Here is a 16,418-nt window from a genome sequence, read left to right on the forward strand (position 1 = left end):
TAAAAATTAATAGAAACATGTAATAACCGGCTCTCCTGCTGATAAGGAGGGTCGGTTATTTTTGACTTAAAAATAAATATTTTCAGGGAAAATGAGTGTTTGATGAGATTTTACTTGTTGTCATTTTTAAAATCTTAAGTTTCAAGTTGTCCACAGTTCTGGACAGCAATGGGGAAAATGGTCTCAGAAACAGTGCTATAATTGACTCATAAGAAAGGAGGAAGAAATGGAATTTACATCAAATGAACATATGATTATAAATCTATTAAATTTTGAATACTATATTAAAGCATCGGAATTAGGGAAAAATTTATTTGTATCAGATAAAACCGTTCGTCGCTCTATAAAGAAAATTAATGATAGCTTTTCTAAGAAATATGATCATAAGCTGATTCTGGCAAATTCAGGAAAAGGGTTTATTCTAAATGTTTATTTTAAAGACAAGGATATTTCCTTGCCCGCTGATGATCCAGAAGTAAGTTCTGTTTTAGATATCAATGAAGTCTTGCTTTCCCTCCTGTTTGGCTATCCTAAAAAACATCACCGTCAGATATTAAATGATGACTATCTTTCTGCCAGTGCTAAAAATAAAAAGGTTCAGCGCATACGCAAGGCACTGAAATCTTATAATATCAACTACCATCAAAAAAGGGAATATGTTTGGATAGAAGGCACAGAAAATAACATTCGCAAAGCCATCAGAGCTATCACTCAGCAAACCAATTTAGCAAAAATTGAATCTGACCTGTATCCGGCAGATAGGCAATTTATTGATAAACAGATTGAACTGATAGAGGAAAAGAGCCATAACGTTCTAAATTATCCCTATGATCTAACCATTACCGCTCATCTTTATATGTTGATTAAGCGTGTTCGAGAAGGAAAAATTCAGCCTATAACGAATGCTGATGTGCAATTTGAAAATAAGGTTATTTCAAAAAATCCAGAACTCAGAAAACTGGCAAAATTAATTATTGACAATCTGTCGTCCTACTTATCTGTAAATCTGAACGAGTCAGAGGTTCATTATTTTTTTGAAACCTTGTATGTTATCAATTTTGAAAGGCGGGAAAGTAAAAAGATTGATAAGGTCTTAGCTGATCTTATTACTCAAAAATTAATCACGTCTTATTTTGGTATTTCTGATATTACCCTGCTTTATCAAAGTCGAAAGCTTTATGGTGATTTGTATCAGCATATTCTGCCCATGCTCAGCCGTCTGCAGCTTGGGGTGACCATTGAAAATAACTTGTTAGAAGACGTTAAGCACAAGTATTTTCAAACCTTTAACAAGCTCAAAAAGATTGTCACTGATATCAATACGGAACTTGCCTTTTCTACTAAGATTGATGAATCGGAAATTGGCTATTTAACCCTGTATTTTGAAAAATACAGTATAGAAGTCAAAAAAGAAAAGCGAGTGCTTTTGATTTGCACAACAGGTGTTGGAACTTCTGAGCTTTTGAAGGCCAGACTTCGAAATAAGATACCTAGCCTAGATGTCATCGCTACAATGAGTGTCCGTCAGGTTATTAAAAATGTCGGTTTTGTAAAACAAAATGTAGATTTTATTTTATCAACAGTTAATACCAAAATAAACGATGTTGAAAATATTCCTGTTATTATGATTAGTTCATTGCTGACAGAACAGGACATTCAAAAAATAAATTATTTAATAGAAGGAAGAGAGGTAGGATAGATGAGCGATATCTTGCTTGATAAAGTAATTCATAAGGAATTGATGGTTGTGATGTCAAGCTCAAAAGATAAAGATGAGGTTATTCATGAACTTGGTAATCTCCTTTATCAAGAGGGTTATACAGATGATGCTCAAGCTTTTATTGATGATGTCTATTTGAGAGAAAAAGAAGGTGTCACTGGAATTGGACAGGGTATAGCTATACCGCATGGAAAATCAGAGGCTGTAAGAACAACGACTGTTGCTATTGCGGTTTTGGACAATCCCATCAAGTGGGAAACACTTGATGGAGAGCCTGTAAAAGTAGTTATCATGTTTGCTGTAAGAGACTCTGATTCCAATACAACTCATATTTTATTGCTGCAGCAGGTAGCGACCTTACTGGCACATGATGATTTTGTTAAAGATTTAAAAAAAGTCAAATCTGTTGACGCCTTGTATGAGTTATTAGCACAGGTAAACTAAAAAAATATATATAGAAAAGAGGACTTAAAATGGTTTTAGTTTCAGGAAAAGAATTGTTGGCAGTTGCAAGAGAGCATAATTTTGCTATTCCGGCTTATAATTGCGGGTCAGGTCAATTGTTGAATGCAACCGTTAAAGCATGCGAAGAGACCAATACTCCCTTTATCATTGCCATTCACCCAGATGAATTGAGTTTCTTAACAGATAGTTTTGTGGCTCAGTGTATTGATGAAGCCCATCGCAGCAGACTGCCTATTGCTATTCATCTAGATCACGGTGGCAGTTACGAACAGGTTATCCATGCCATCCAGCTGGGCATGACTTCAGTGATGATCGATAAATCTTTGGCGCCTTATGAAGAAAATGTTGCCATTACTAAAAAAGTAGTAGAAGCCGCTCACGCTGTCGGTGTGTCGGTTGAAGCAGAATTGGGTACAATCGGCAATACTGGAAATACTGTTGAAGGCGGTATTGAAGAAGGAATCTATACAGAACCAGAAGTGGCTAAAGATTTTGTTGAAAAAACAGGCTGTGATAGTTTGGCTGTCGGTATTGGCACCTCCCATGGTCTTTATCCTAAGGATATCAAACCAAAATTACGGATTGATATTCTGGATGATATTGTCAAGGCTGTTGATGTTCCCCTTGTTTTGCACGGTGGTTCAGGAAATCCAGATTCAGAAATTGCTCAGGCAGTTACTCATGGCATCAACAAGGTTAATATTTCAAGCGATATTAAAATTGTTTTTGCTGAAAAACTACGTGAAGAATTAAATGATGGCAACTCGGAAAAACGAGAACCAAATGTTCTCTTCCCAGAACCAATGAAAGCAACTGAAAAAGTTGTTCGGCAAAAGAATGAACTGTTTGGTGCTGTGGATAAGGCAAACTATTATTTTAATTAATGGAGGACGGCAGTTTTGTAACAAAAATTTTCTTCCTTGTTTTCAAATGGTGGTCTGAAATGGTCCCTTCTCAGACTGTTTCAGATCCATCTTGAAAAAAGTTAACTATCTCTTTGGATTCAGACTCAGGATAGCCAGTTAATTAGACATCAAGGGGTTCAACTTATAATCAAGGAAGATGCGAGGATTTCCCCAATTGATAGGGCGGTTAATAACTATATAAAATGATTTATGAGAGGTCATATTATGAAAATTGTTGGAATTGCTGCCTGCACAGCAGGAATTGCTCACACTTATATTGCTAAGGAAAAACTTACCCAAGCAGCGCTCGAAAGAGGTCATGAGATTCATATTGAGACTCAAGGGCTGGCAGGACGGCAGGATACCTTAGAGCAAAAAGAAATTGATGCTGCTGATATTGTTGTTATTGCAGCAGATATAAAAATTAACGGACGCGACCGTTTCAAGGCTAAAAAAGTAGTTGAGGTTCCCACTAGTTTGGTTGTTAAATCTCCTAACAAATTGATAGCAAAGCTTGAAGAAATTAAAAAAGGAGTGTAATTAATGATGAGTGCATTAAAAAACTTGGGATTTAAAAAGCATTTGATGACTGCTATTTCCTTCTTTTTACCGATTATCTGTGCATCAGGTTTTTTACTTGCGATCGGTAATATTATGGGCGGTGCAACCATTGAAGATTTTTCTAAGGGTTTTAGCTTTGCTGATACGATGTCAACCATGGGCGGCTATGGATTAGGCTTTCTGCCGATGATTGTTTCCACAGCTATTGCTTACTCTATCGCGGACAAACCTGGCATTGCTCCCGGATTGATTACAGGATTTGTCGCTCATGGCATCAATACAGGTTTTATCGGCGGCATTGCTTCTGGTTTTATAGCTGGCATTATTACTTTGCTTTTATATGCCAATCTTAAGGTTCCAAAATGGATGGAAGGTCTGATGCCAACCTTGGTGACACCATTTATTTCTTCGTTTTTAAGTGGTATGGTCATGTACTATGTTTTAGGAAAGCCAATCAACTGGCTGGTTGGTTTGTTAACGGATTATTTGCAAGGTCTGAACAGTTCGCAGCTTCTCGTTTATGGTTTGATTATTGGTATTTTGTCTAGTATTGATTACGGCGGACCAATAAACAAAACAGTTTTCGCGGTTGTTTTTGCCATGTTTTCAGAAGGCATCTATGCACCACTTACAGTTTTAATAGGGGCTTCCATGATTACACCTTTTGGTTATGGTCTTGCCTTCTTCCTGCAAAAAATATTTAGGAAAAACGTCTTTGACAGACAGGATATTGAAACCTTAAAAGCAGCTGTTCCGATGGGATTTTGTCAGATTACAGAAGGCTGTTTTCCAATCATATTTAAAAATTGGATGAAAAATATGGTGGCAACTGGTATCGGCGGCGGAATATTTGGAGCTCTGTCAATGATTTGGGGATGCGATTCGCATATTCCGGCATCGGGCATGTTTGCCGTACCAACAATGACTGGCAATCATGGGTTGCTGTTTGTACTGGCTTTATTGATAGGTTCATTGGCTCAAGCTTTAACCTTTATCGTTTTGATGAAGCCAGTTGACCCGAATGCGGCCTTGAATGAAGAATCAGCTGAGGAAGAAGACATTGACTTTAGTGACTTAAAAATTAGCTAAAATTGAGGTGTTTGGAAATGACTTATAAAGATACTGTTAAGAAATACTACAAAGATTCAGGAATAGCTTTTACACAAGAAGAGCTGGACTCCATTGAATACGCAGACTTTGGTTTAGGAAATATTGAAACTGAAGGTCTTAATTTAATCATCTATGTCAATAATGATCGCTATTGTGCCAAAGAAATGGTTCTTTTGCCAGGACAAACCTGTCCTGAGCATCGTCATCCTCGCCGTGGCAAAAATTTGGAAATTGAAGGCAAGCAAGAAACCTTTCGGGTTCGCAAGGGTAAAGTTTTCCTATATGTAGAAGGGGAAGAAAATACTTCTGAAATATCCGCACGTATTCCAAAAGAAAGCCAAGCTTACTATACCATTCGTCATGAAATTGTTTTATCTGCTGGGGAGCAGTATACTATTGCGCCAGATACCAAGCATTGGTTTCAGGCAGCAGATGGGGGAGCAATCGTTTCAGAATTCTCTTCTCCTAGCGATGACGCCTCTGATATTTTCACAAATCCTAATATTCAACGATAGTTTTGGAAGGCGTGGACTTAATCCTCGCCTTTTTAGCAATGATGCACAAGTCAATAGATACCTGTCCGTTTTCATTTTTGCATGAGGTTTTTTATGAAAACATATCAATTAGAAAATGACTTTATTTTATTACAATTTCTTGATGTAGGTGCCAGCATTACTAAGTTAGTTAAAAAAGCCAATGATACCAATTATGTTATCCATTATCAGGACTATGATGATTATAATGACAATTCTTATTTTTTAGGCGGAACAATCGGCAGAGTTGCTGGTCGTGTTTTTCCTCCCACTTATAATAATTTTAAAGGGCAGACCGTGCAGCTGGATGTCAATGAGGGCCGATTGCACTTGCATGGCGGGAAATATGGCTTCCATAAGCAAAATTGGACCGTTGAACAAACCGGTGAATTAGAATATACCTTGTCTTATTTTGATGGCAGCTCACTTTATGAACCTATGGTTTTTAAAATTATTTATCGATTGGAGAACAATAATTTTATCATAGAATATAGAGCTAGGGCAGATGTCCCAAGTCCTTGCAACATAACAAACCACAGCTATTTTAATCTCAATAAGGATAAAAGAGAAACTGTTGAAAACCATTTCTTGCAAACCCTGCCAGCTAAGATTCAAGTCATAGATAAGGAATTTATTCCTACAGATGTCTATGATGATATGACGAGGGAGAATGACTTTTTCAATTTTAAGACTGGCAAAAGAGTCAAAGAAGCATTTGCTAAAAATACTCCTCTATCAACATTTTGTGCTGAAGGTATCGATTTGGCCTATGTTTTTACAGAAAAAGGCAGTCCCCAAATTCATCTTTTCAGTAATGATGGTGAAAATGAATTAAAAATTTATAGCAATCAAGAATCATGTGTGATTTACACACTCAATAAAATTGATAAAGAAGTGCTGGTTAACGATGGTATTCCCATTCAAAAATACGGCGGCATTACCTTTGAGATGCAAAGGCGACCTAATTATATTCATGAATGTGAGGACTCTTTGACACAAGATTATTTTTCTAACATTCGCTATGAAATTATTTAGAGGTAAGCCATGAAATATGTATTAGGAATAGATTTAGGAACGAGTTCCCTCAAGGGAGTATTGGTTAATCCGTCAGGAACAGTAGTAGCAGAGCATTCCGTAACTTATCCCTTGCTAACACCCAAGCCTGGATTTTCCGAACAGGATCCTCAAGACTGGCTGCATGCCTGCGATGTTGTTTTTGAAGAATTAAAAAGTAAGGTGGATGATTTTACTGAAAATCTTGAAGGCATTTCCTTTTCGGGACAAATGCATTCGCTAGTTATCCTAGATGAAGAAAAAAGTATTTTACGTCCTGCCATTCTTTGGAACGATACAAGAACAAGCCAGCAGTGTCGAGAAATTATGGCTCATTTTGGAAAAGAAATGTTGCAGATTACTAAAAACAAAGCTTTTGAAGGATTTACCCTGCCTAAGATTCTTTGGCTTCAGGAAAATGAGCCTGAAATTTGGGAAAGAGCTTGCTATATTCAGCTACCTAAAGACTATCTGCGTTTTTATTTGACGGACAAATTAAACATGGATTATTCAGATGCAGCAGGGACATTGCTGCTGGATGTGAACAATAGGTGCTGGTCTGATGCTGTTAGAAAGCAGTTTAAGCTGGATAAATTAAGGTTTCCGCAATTAGTTCCTTCAGGAGCCTGTGTGGGCTGTTTGAAGCAGAGCATCAAAGAAAAGTTTGGCTTTAAGCAGGATGTTAAAGTATTTGCAGGTGGTGCTGACAATGCCTGTGCGGCCTTAGGAGCAGGTGTTTTACAAAGTGATGTTGGTTTATGTTCTGTTGGGACATCGGGTGTTTTTCTGAGCCTTGAGTCTAGAGATGATATTGATTATGAAGGCAAGCTTCACTTGTTTAATCATGTAATTGCAGATGCTAATTATTCTATGGGTGTCACACTTGCTGCAGGCAGTTCTTTGAATTGGTTCCGTGACACCTTTGCTAAGGGAATGGATTTTTCACTTTTATTAAGGGATATAAAGACAGTCCCTCCGGGTTCAGAAGGTCTATTATTTGCCCCTTATATTGTTGGAGAACGCATGCCCTATGCTGACAGTACAATACGCGGATCTTTTGTTGGAATAGATGTCCATCATCGTTTGCAGCACTTTACAAGAGCTGTCATTGAGGGAATTACCTTTTCTCTTAAAGATCTACTAACAATTATGGAAACGGCCAAACAAAAGAAGTTTACAAAGATTATCTCAGTCGGCGGAGCCGCTAAAAACACTGATTGGCTTCAGATACAGGCTGATATTTTCAATAGCACAGTTGTTAGTTTAAAAACAGAGCAAGGGCCTGCCTTGGGAGCTGCCATACTTGCAGCTGTAGGAGTCGACTGGTTTTCGTCACTGGAAGAAGCTGTCGAAGCTTTTGTATCCTATAAAAAATGTTTTCAGCCTATTCCTGAAAATGTTGCTGCTTACCAAAGAAGTTATTCCAGATACTGTAAACTCTATCCTGCTTTGAAAAGCATCATTGATAGCTGAAGGGCAGTTTTTGTTTGAAAATGGTGGCAACAAGTCTGTTTTCTTGAAGGTCTGTTAACCTTAAATTGCAATAATCCGCTTTTATGCTAAAATACTATCAAGAAAGATAATATATAAGGTACCAAAACAGAATGCTTAATCAAAAACAATTGCTTGTCAAAATTGCAGAAAAATATTATTTAGAGAATAAAACACAAAGCCAAATTTCAAAGGAACTGGGAATTCACAGAACAACGATTAGTCGTTTGTTAAAACAATCTAGAGAAGAAGGAATTGTTGAAATTAAAATAAACTACGACACTGCTGGCAATTATAATATTGAAAAAAAATTAGAATCGGCTGTTGGTCTGCATAAAGCAATTGTTGTTTCAACTTCTGCAGATATGACTAGGACTCAAAAGAATATCTTATTGGCCCAGGCTTTAGGCAAGTATTTAGAAACTCTACTCCATGATAATATGAGCATTGGCTTTTCATGGGGAGAAACCCTGTCAGCAGTTGTCAATCATATGCCGACTTTAAACTTATCTAATATTGTTTGTGTGCCAATGATTGGCGGTCCATCAGGAAAGTTGACCAGTGACTATCATGTTAATACCATTACCTATCAAGCTGCTAAAAAATTAAAGGGCCGGGCTCTGTTAATTGATTCACCAGCTATTCCAGAAACAAAATTGCTGGCGAAGGAACTGCTAAAAAATGATTTCAACAAAGAACTCATTAATCTTTGGGGAAATTTAGATGTTATTATTACAGGTATCGGCAGTATTCTTCTCAATCAGAACAAAGCCTGGCAGGATTTTTACGGTGAAGCAATTATTGAAATGATAAAAAAAGAAGATGTTGTTGGCGACGTTGTTTCACGCTTTTATAATATTGAAGGAGATCATATTGAAAGTGAGCTGGATGAACGCATTATCGGTATCACATTAGCAAAGCTAAGAAAATGTGCCTATCGTATCGGAGTAGCTGAATCTAGTGAAAAGGTCTCAGCCATAATTGGTGCATTAAGAGGTCGTTACATCAATGTTTTGGTAACCAGCGACGAAACTGCGAAAGAAATCTTAGACCGACTATGATTATTCATAAGACTATTATTGGTAGTCTTATTTTTTATGCTCTAATTATCACAAATGTTACGCAAATTTCAAAAATGTTATTGACTTTTAGAATAGGAAGCGGTACACTAGGTTTGTAACAAATGTCACCATATAATCACATGTGTGAAAGGAGCGATAAATGGCTAATTGGTTAAACATTTCCGGGAAAACCGTTGTGGTTACCGGAGGTTCATCGGGTATTGGCAAGGCTATTATAGATGAGCTTTTGGAATTGGGTGTTAATATTGCGAATTTTGATCTTGTGGATAATGGTCTTGAGCATGAGCATCTTTTGTTTCAAAAGGTAGATGTCACTTGCCGAGAGGAAGTCGAGGCTGCTGTGACAGCAACAATTGATAGGTTTGGCACTATTGATGCCCTTGTCAACAATGCGGGTATCAATATACCGCGGCTGCTGGTTGATCCTAAAGACCCTCATGGCAAGTACGAACTTGATGATGCTGTTTTTGACAAAATTACCAGTATTAATCAAAAAGGTCTCTATCTGGTCAGTCAAGCTGTCGGTCGGGTGCTTGTTGATAAGAAAGAAGGTGTCATTATCAATATGGCCTCGGAAGCAGGGCTTGAAGGCTCTGAAGGTCAGAGCGCTTATGCAGCTACCAAGGCTGCCGTATACAGCTATACCCGCTCATGGGCTAAAGAACTGGGCAAGTACAATGTTCGTGTTGTCGGAGTAGCACCAGGCATTATGGAGGCAACTGGTTTGAGAACGCTTGCTTATGAGGAAGCCCTCGCCTATACCAGAAGCAAGACTGTTGATGAGATTCGTGCAGGCTATGCTTCTACAAGTACGACCCCATTAGGACGCAGCGGTAAATTGAGCGAAGTTGCTGATCTTGTGGCTTATCTTCTTTCACAGCGCTCCAGTTATACTACCGGCGTGACGATTAATGTGGCCGGAGGTAAGACCCGCGGCTAGAAAGGGGAAGAATGAATGGTTCAAATTGTATTAGTGGCTCATGGCTATTTAGCTGCTGAGATGAAAAATTCCACTGAAATCTTTTTTGGAGAGCTGCCCAATTTACATGCCATTAATTTTGAAGCCTCTGATGGCTTGGAAAGTCTGTCTCAGAAAATTTACAGTAAAATGAAAGCGCTTAACGAGCCGGTCTTGATTTTTGCAGATTTATTTGGTGGAACTCCCTATAATGCCGCTTGTTCTGTTCTATTAAACCATCCAGAACTTGATGCAGAGGTTGTTTCTGGCATGTCTTTGCCGCTGGTTTTAGAAATAGCAGCTGGGACTGATAAAAAACTTAAGGATATCTCAAGCTCTCTTCCGCTGTTAGCTGAAGAAACGGTTAAAGTTTTTGATAGGAATATCCAATTTGATGAAAAGGAGGAATTGTGATGATCATTAAATTAGCTAGAATTGATGATCGCTTGATCCATGGGCAGGTAGCCACTGTCTGGGCTAAAGAAGCCAAAGCAGAACGTATTATTATTCCAAGTGATGAGGTGGCTAACGATGAAATACGGCGTACTTTGGTCAAACAAGCAGCCCCGCCCGGTATAAAAGTCAATATCGTGTCAATAGAAAAGGCAATCAAAGTTTATCATAATCCTAAGTATGATAAGGAAACGGTATTTTATCTTTTTACTAAGCCTCAGGAGGTTTTAGACCTAGTAAAAGGAGGTGTACCAATTCAAACGATTAATATTGGCGGAATGCAGTTTAAGGAAGGGCGTATACAAGTGACCAAGGCGATTTCAGTCTCTAGGGAAGATGTTGAAGCTTTCCGTGAGCTGATTAGGCTGGGTGTAAAGCTTGACTGCAGAGTGGTCGCTACGGATTCTCCTAAGGATTTTAAGGCCTTGCTCAATGAGCTGGAAGTTGGTTAAGCTGTAAAGAAAAGAGGTCATGAAATGGAACTGTCAATTTTACAAATTATTTTAATCTTTATTTGGTCAAGTGTGACAGGCATGGGAAGTGTTTTGGACGAGTTTCAGACACACAGGCCGCTGATTGCCTGTACAGTTACAGGTCTTATTTTAGGAGATATCACTACAGGGGTTATTTTAGGCGGGACTCTTGAGTTAATTGCTCTAGGCTGGATGAATATCGGAGCAGCTCAGTCACCGGACTCAGCCCTGGCCAGTGTTATTTCAACGATTTTAGTGATTGTAGGGCACCAAGATATTCAAAAAGGAATTGCGATTGCGCTGCCAGTGGCAGTTGCCGGTCAAGTTCTAACGGTTTTGGTCAGAACAGTTACGGTTGCCATACAGCACATTGCTGATAAGGAAGCTGAAAAAGCTAATTTCGGTAAAATTATATTTCTGCATTTCTTTGCCTTAGTTTTTCAGGCCATGCGTGTGGCTATTCCGGCAACTTTGGTAGCAGTTTTTGTTGATGCGCGTGCTGTCACTAGGATGCTGGATGCTATTCCAGAAGTTATTACAGGTGGTCTTACAGTTGCTGGGGGCATGATTGTTGTTGTCGGCTATGCCATGGTACTAAATATGATGTACATCAAATACTTGGCACCTTTCTTTTTTGCAGGATTCATTTTAGGCGGCTATTTAGATCTTAGTCTATTATCATTTGGCATATTGGGATTAATTATTGCCATCATTTATGTTCAATTGAATCCTAATTTTGCTAAAGCAGCTCCTTCACAGGCGACAGACAATACTGTTTTAGCTGATGATGAATTAGAAGATTAGTAAGAAGGAGGAAAGAGACATGGCTAATGACAAACTGACAGCAGACAAAAAAATAAACAAGAAGGACATGTTTAAAACATTCATCTATTCAAATTTCCAACAAGCTTCTTTTAATTATGAACGGATACACGCTTTGGCTTTTTGTGTAGATATGATTCCCAGCATTAAAAGGCTGTATAAAACAAAAGAAGAGCAGTCAGCAGCTTTAAAAAGACATTTGACCTTTTTCAATGTCACTCCTGCCGTATGTGGGCCTGTTATTGGTGTGACAATGGCAATGGAAGAGGCGCGGGCCAATGGTTCAGATTTAGACGATGGTACAATCAGCAGTCTGAAAATTGGTCTGATGGGACCTTTATGTGGAGTTGGAGATCCCTTGATTTGGGGAACGTTGCGTCCCGTAACAGCAGCTATTGGTGCTTCTATGGCATTGACAGGACAGATATTAGGACCATTGACCTTTTTCCTTGCCTTTAATATAGTGCGGCTGGCTATTAAATGGTATGGTTTGACCTACGGCTACAAGCAAGGCTTGGGTATTGTTAAAAATTTGTCAGGGAATATTCTGCCGAAATTAACAGAAGGTGCGACTATTTTAGGTTTGTTCATCATGGGTGTTTTGGTAACAAAATGGACAAGTATAAATGTTTCACTCGTTGCTTACAAAGCAGCCAGTAAAAATGGCAAAGACGTTGTGACAACTGTTCAAAATATTTTGGATCAACTTGTTCCTGGCCTGCTGCCTTTAGCATTGACCTTCATTATGATGTATTTCCTAAGAAAAAAGATCAGTCCTATTGTATTGATTTTTGCCTTATTTGCAGTCGGTATTTTAGGCTATGCTGCAGGCATCTTGTCTTAAAAGTATAAAAGGGGGAAAACATGAAAACAAAAGCGGTACGGCTATATGGAAAAAAAGATTTACGCTTGGAGGAATTTGAGCTCCCACCAATCAAGGATGATGAAATTTTAGCTTCAGTCGTTACAGACAGCATTTGCATGTCGTCTTGGAAGCTGGCAAATCAAGGGGAAGATCATAAAAAAACTCCAGGAGATTTGGCTACTAATCCCATTATTATTGGTCATGAGTTTTGCGGCGAATTGATTGAAGTTGGTAAAAAGTGGCAGGACAAGTTTAAAAAAGGCCAACGCTATGTAATCCAAGCAAATTTGCAATTGCCGGACAGGCCGGACTGCCCGGGTTATTCCTATCCTTATACAGGAGGTGATGCGACTTATATTATCCTTGACAAAGATGTCATGGAACAAGGCTGCTTAATTATATATGAAGGAGACACTTATTTTGAAGGTTCCTTAGTTGAGCCGCTGTCCTGTGTTATTGGTGCCTTTGAAGCTAATTATCATTTGGTTGAAGGCAGTTATAATCATCACATGGGCATTAAAGAAAAGGGAAATATGATTATTTTAGGTGGGACAGGACCTATGGGTCTGCTTGCTATTGACTATGCTTTGCATGGACCGCGTGTTCCCAAGACTTTAATTGTAACGGATATAAACCAAGATAAGCTTGATCGTGCCGAGAAACTTTATCAAAGCACTGATAAGACAAAACTGATTTTTATAAATACAAAAGAAATGGAAAATCAGGCTCAAGTTTTAAAAGAAACAATTGGCGGAGAAGGTTTTGATGATGTCTTTGTCTTGGTTCCTTCAGAACAATTAATTACCGAAGCTTCAAAACTGTTAAATCCAGACGGTTGTTTGAATTTCTTTGCTGGACCGCAGAAAAAAGATTTTTCTGCTCCAATTAATTTCTATGATATCCATTATTCCTTTACGCATTATGTGGGCACATCCGGCGGGAATGTAGAAGATATGCGCAAGGCTGTTCAATTAATTGAAGAAAAGAAAGTCTCTGTTGCAAATATCGTAACGCATGTACTGGGATTAAACGATTTAGCAGAAACGACTCTGTCACAGCCAGAAATCGGCGGAGGCAAGAAACTTGTTTATACGCATAAAAACTTTGATCGTCTTGCCTTAGCCTTGGCTCAGGAAAAAGACGAAAAATTATCGGCTATTTTAGCCAAGACAGATGGCATTTGGAGCAAGGAAGCAGAAAATTATATTTTAGATTATTATCCTGAAATCTAAAAAGATTGCAAGTTTTGCAGTAACTGGTATAATCCTCTTATAGTATTGGTTATGAACTAAAATGCTGATACTATAGGAGGATTGTCTGCATTCAGTGCAGCCATTATAAGCTAAAGGAGGTTAATATGACACAACCAAAACATTACAACTGGGCAACTTTAGGAACAGGTGTTATTGCCAATGAATTGGCTCAGGCTTTGGAAAGTCAAGGGAGAAAGCTCTATTCTGTTGCCAACCGCACCTACGATAAAGGTGTCGCTTTTGCACAAAAATACGGGATTGATAAGGTCTATGAAAAAATTGACGATGTCTTTGAAGATCCAGATGTCGATATTATCTATATTTCTACTCCGCACAATACCCACATTAATTTTCTGCGCAAGGCTTTGACAAAGGGTAAGCATGTGCTCTGCGAAAAATCTATTACCCTTAATTCTGAGGAACTAACAGAGGCTATTCAGCTGGCAGAGGAAAATCATGCTGTATTAGCGGAGGCCATGACGATTTTTCACATGCCCATTTACCGTAAACTCTCAGAGATTGTAAATTCCGGCAAGTTGGGGGAACTGAAGTTCATTCAGATGAACTTTGGCAGTTATAAAGATTACGATATGACTAACCGCTTTTTCAGCCGTGATTTGGCAGGCGGCGCTCTGCTGGATATTGGTGTTTATGCGCTGTCCTTTGTCCGCTGGTTTATGACTTCTGCACCCAAGCAGATTGCTTCGCAGGTTAAGCTAGCACCAACTGGTGTGGATGAGCAGGTCGGAATTCTTCTGACCAATGATGAAGGCCAGATGGCGACCATTGCCCTCAGCCTTCATGCCAAGCAGCCCAAACGCGGGACTGTTGCTTATGACAAAGGCTATATCGAGCTTTATGAATACCCTCGCGGTCAAAAGGCGGTTATTACCTATACAGAGGATGGTCATCAGGAAGTGATCGAAGCAGGAGACACCTTGCAGGCTCTCGCTTACGAAGTCGCTGATATGGAAAAGGCTGTCGCAGGTATCGAAAATACCATGCATCTGGATTACACGCAGGATGTCATGGCTATCATGACCCAGCTGCGCAGAGAATGGGGAATGACCTATCCTGAAGAAGAATAAAAACAACTCAAGATTGTACTTATCTTGAGTCTATAGCTGTTGTCAGTTATTGTGTCCGGTCAATTGTACTATAAAAATTCTCCAACAACTGCAGTTTTTAGGACTGAAATGATCAAAAATTAAGCCAGACAAAAAGCCGTCTATGTCAGGTTCAAGCCAAGACTGTATTTGAACAAAAGAGTTTCTGCATACAACATGCAGAGCTTTTTGTTAAGCCGCTGTAAAATGATGAGGCTTGAAATTTTTAAAGATAGGATTTTTCAAATAGCGAGAGAAGATGTTACAAAATCTAACATCAATTTGTATATTTTCCTTGGCAAGTTATCTTTTGTGGGCTATAATGTAAGTATTCTGATAAAGGGAGGATAGATATGAACAACAAAAAAAGAAACAAGGGTGCTCTCTTGGGAGCTGCCTTTATTATGGCAACATCTGCTGTCGGGCCTGGTTTTTTAACACAAACGGCAAAATTTACCAGTGACTTCTCAGCTAGCTTTGGCTTTGTTATTCTTGCCTCGATTGCTTTAGCCTTGATTGTTCAGACCAATATCTGGCGTGTATTGACGGTCAGCGGTTTGAGAGGACAGGATATTGCTAATAAAGTGCTGCCGGGATTAGGCTATGTTCTGGCTTTTCTGATCGTTTTAGGCGGTCTTGTTTTTAATATTGGAAATGTCGGCGGAGGAGCGCTTGGTTTTAATACCTTGTTGGGTCTTCCTACAGAAGTCGGTTATTTCTTAGCTGGCGGTCTGGCCATTTTAATTTTTCTCTTTAAAAATGCCATGACAGCTATGGATACTTTCACCAAGATATTGGGCGGCCTGATGATTCTCGTCATCTTTCTTGTTATTCTCATTGTTAATCCTCCTTATGGAAGCGCTTTAAAAGAGACCTTTATGCCATCAGCAGGCTTTTCAAATCTATTCAATGCTATTTTAACGCTTTTAGGTGGCACGGTTGGAGGCTACATTACCTTTGCAGGAGCTCACCGTTTGATTGATGCTGGTTTTACAGGACAGGAAAATTTAGATCATGTGAAGAAAAGTTCCATCACGGGAATTTCGATTGCAACAATTGTTCGCATTTTCTTATTTCTGGCTATTTTAGGTGTTGTTGCCAAAGGTGCTGCCTTAGATCCCAATAATCCAGCAGCAGATGCTTTCAAGCAAGGGGCTGGTGAACTTGGTTACCGTTTCTTTGGCTTGGTGCTTTTGTCAGCAGCCTTAACTTCAATCGTTGGTGCAGCTTATACCTCGGTTTCTTTTCTAAAGACCTTAAGCAAGACAGTTGCTAAATACGAAAAAGCGGTTACCATTGTTTTTATCATTATTTCGACCTTCATCATGGCCTTTTTAGGACAGCCGGCTAATTTATTGGTTGTTGCAGGAGCCTTAAATGGTTTGATTTTGCCTTTGACTTTAGGTATTTGTCTCATTGCCAGCCAAAAAACCAGCATTATGGGGTCAGTTTATAAGCATCCTAAATGGCTGTTCTGGCTGGGTGTCATTGTTGTTGGGATTACGGCTTATTTAGGAATAGTGTCCTTAGGAAATTTGGGACAATTGTTCTCATAATGAGAATGAAAG

General features: G+C 38.9%; 17 protein-coding genes. All 17 read left to right on the forward strand.

Annotation, left to right across the window (positions count from 1 at the left end):
* Positions 1 to 226 precede the first annotated feature (226 nt).
* The 17 genes from SCSH_RS08725 to SCSH_RS08805 all read left to right on the forward strand — a co-directional run bounded on the left by SCSH_RS08725 (position 227) and on the right by SCSH_RS08805 (position 16,406).
* Positions 227 to 1,699: a BglG family transcription antiterminator gene (locus tag SCSH_RS08725; protein WP_057491505.1), complete on the forward strand. Its 1,473-nt coding sequence runs from the start codon at positions 227 to 229 to the stop codon at positions 1,697 to 1,699.
* A complete protein-coding gene (locus SCSH_RS08730; RefSeq protein WP_057491506.1) occupies positions 1,700 to 2,164 on the forward strand; it encodes a PTS sugar transporter subunit IIA in 465 nt (154 codons plus the stop codon). It begins immediately after the preceding gene.
* 29 nt (positions 2,165 to 2,193) lie between these two features.
* Positions 2,194 to 3,069 (forward strand): ketose-bisphosphate aldolase, encoded by an 876-nt coding sequence (locus SCSH_RS08735; RefSeq protein ID WP_057491507.1) that lies wholly within the window; start codon positions 2,194 to 2,196, stop codon positions 3,067 to 3,069.
* Positions 3,070 to 3,315: 246 nt separating this feature from the next.
* Positions 3,316 to 3,630, forward strand: a complete 315-nt coding sequence (locus SCSH_RS08740; protein WP_057491508.1) for a PTS fructose transporter subunit IIB — start codon at positions 3,316 to 3,318, stop codon at positions 3,628 to 3,630.
* A 6-nt stretch (positions 3,631 to 3,636) separates the two neighbouring features.
* Positions 3,637 to 4,740 carry a PTS fructose transporter subunit IIC gene (locus SCSH_RS08745; RefSeq protein ID WP_057491594.1) on the forward strand — a complete coding sequence of 368 codons (1,104 nt, stop codon included), beginning with the start codon at positions 3,637 to 3,639 and terminating at the stop codon, positions 4,738 to 4,740.
* A gap of 17 nt (positions 4,741 to 4,757) precedes the next feature.
* A complete protein-coding gene (locus tag SCSH_RS08750; RefSeq protein ID WP_057491509.1) occupies positions 4,758 to 5,276 on the forward strand; it encodes a D-lyxose/D-mannose family sugar isomerase in 519 nt (172 codons plus the stop codon).
* Positions 5,277 to 5,369: 93 nt separating this feature from the next.
* Complete coding sequence (locus tag SCSH_RS08755; RefSeq protein WP_057491510.1) at positions 5,370 to 6,329, forward strand: aldose epimerase family protein; 960 nt, start codon at positions 5,370 to 5,372, stop codon at positions 6,327 to 6,329.
* Between the two features lie 9 nt (positions 6,330 to 6,338).
* The gene (gene xylB, locus SCSH_RS08760; protein WP_057491511.1) at positions 6,339 to 7,820 is read left to right on the forward strand and encodes a xylulokinase; all 1,482 of its coding nucleotides are present in this window, start codon (positions 6,339 to 6,341) and stop codon (positions 7,818 to 7,820) included.
* Between the two features lie 131 nt (positions 7,821 to 7,951).
* Positions 7,952 to 8,899 (forward strand): sugar-binding transcriptional regulator, encoded by a 948-nt coding sequence (locus SCSH_RS08765; protein ID WP_057491512.1) that lies wholly within the window; start codon positions 7,952 to 7,954, stop codon positions 8,897 to 8,899.
* Between the two features lie 160 nt (positions 8,900 to 9,059).
* Positions 9,060 to 9,860, forward strand: a complete 801-nt coding sequence (locus SCSH_RS08770; protein ID WP_057491514.1) for an SDR family oxidoreductase — start codon at positions 9,060 to 9,062, stop codon at positions 9,858 to 9,860.
* Positions 9,861 to 9,875: 15 nt separating this feature from the next.
* Positions 9,876 to 10,292 (forward strand): PTS sugar transporter subunit IIA, encoded by a 417-nt coding sequence (locus SCSH_RS08775; RefSeq protein WP_057491516.1) that lies wholly within the window; start codon positions 9,876 to 9,878, stop codon positions 10,290 to 10,292.
* On the forward strand, positions 10,292 to 10,783 hold the full coding sequence (locus tag SCSH_RS08780) for a PTS sugar transporter subunit IIB (protein ID WP_057491518.1): 492 nt from the start codon (positions 10,292 to 10,294) through the stop codon (positions 10,781 to 10,783). The genes SCSH_RS08775 and SCSH_RS08780 overlap by 1 nt, the downstream gene beginning before the upstream one ends.
* A gap of 24 nt (positions 10,784 to 10,807) precedes the next feature.
* The gene (locus tag SCSH_RS08785; RefSeq protein ID WP_057491520.1) at positions 10,808 to 11,608 is read left to right on the forward strand and encodes a PTS mannose/fructose/sorbose transporter subunit IIC; all 801 of its coding nucleotides are present in this window, start codon (positions 10,808 to 10,810) and stop codon (positions 11,606 to 11,608) included.
* A gap of 19 nt (positions 11,609 to 11,627) precedes the next feature.
* Positions 11,628 to 12,470: a PTS system mannose/fructose/sorbose family transporter subunit IID gene (locus tag SCSH_RS08790; protein WP_057491522.1), complete on the forward strand. Its 843-nt coding sequence runs from the start codon at positions 11,628 to 11,630 to the stop codon at positions 12,468 to 12,470.
* 20 nt (positions 12,471 to 12,490) lie between these two features.
* Complete coding sequence (locus SCSH_RS08795; protein ID WP_057491524.1) at positions 12,491 to 13,723, forward strand: zinc-binding dehydrogenase; 1,233 nt, start codon at positions 12,491 to 12,493, stop codon at positions 13,721 to 13,723.
* 125 nt (positions 13,724 to 13,848) lie between these two features.
* Positions 13,849 to 14,832, forward strand: a complete 984-nt coding sequence (locus tag SCSH_RS08800; RefSeq protein ID WP_057491526.1) for a Gfo/Idh/MocA family protein — start codon at positions 13,849 to 13,851, stop codon at positions 14,830 to 14,832.
* A 371-nt stretch (positions 14,833 to 15,203) separates the two neighbouring features.
* Entirely contained in the window at positions 15,204 to 16,406 is a 1,203-nt protein-coding gene (locus SCSH_RS08805; RefSeq protein WP_057491528.1) for an NRAMP family divalent metal transporter, read from the forward strand.
* Positions 16,407 to 16,418 lie beyond the last annotated feature (12 nt).

It is taken from the genome of Streptococcus orisasini (assembly GCF_001431045.1).
Lineage (GTDB): Bacteria > Bacillota > Bacilli > Lactobacillales > Streptococcaceae > Streptococcus > Streptococcus orisasini.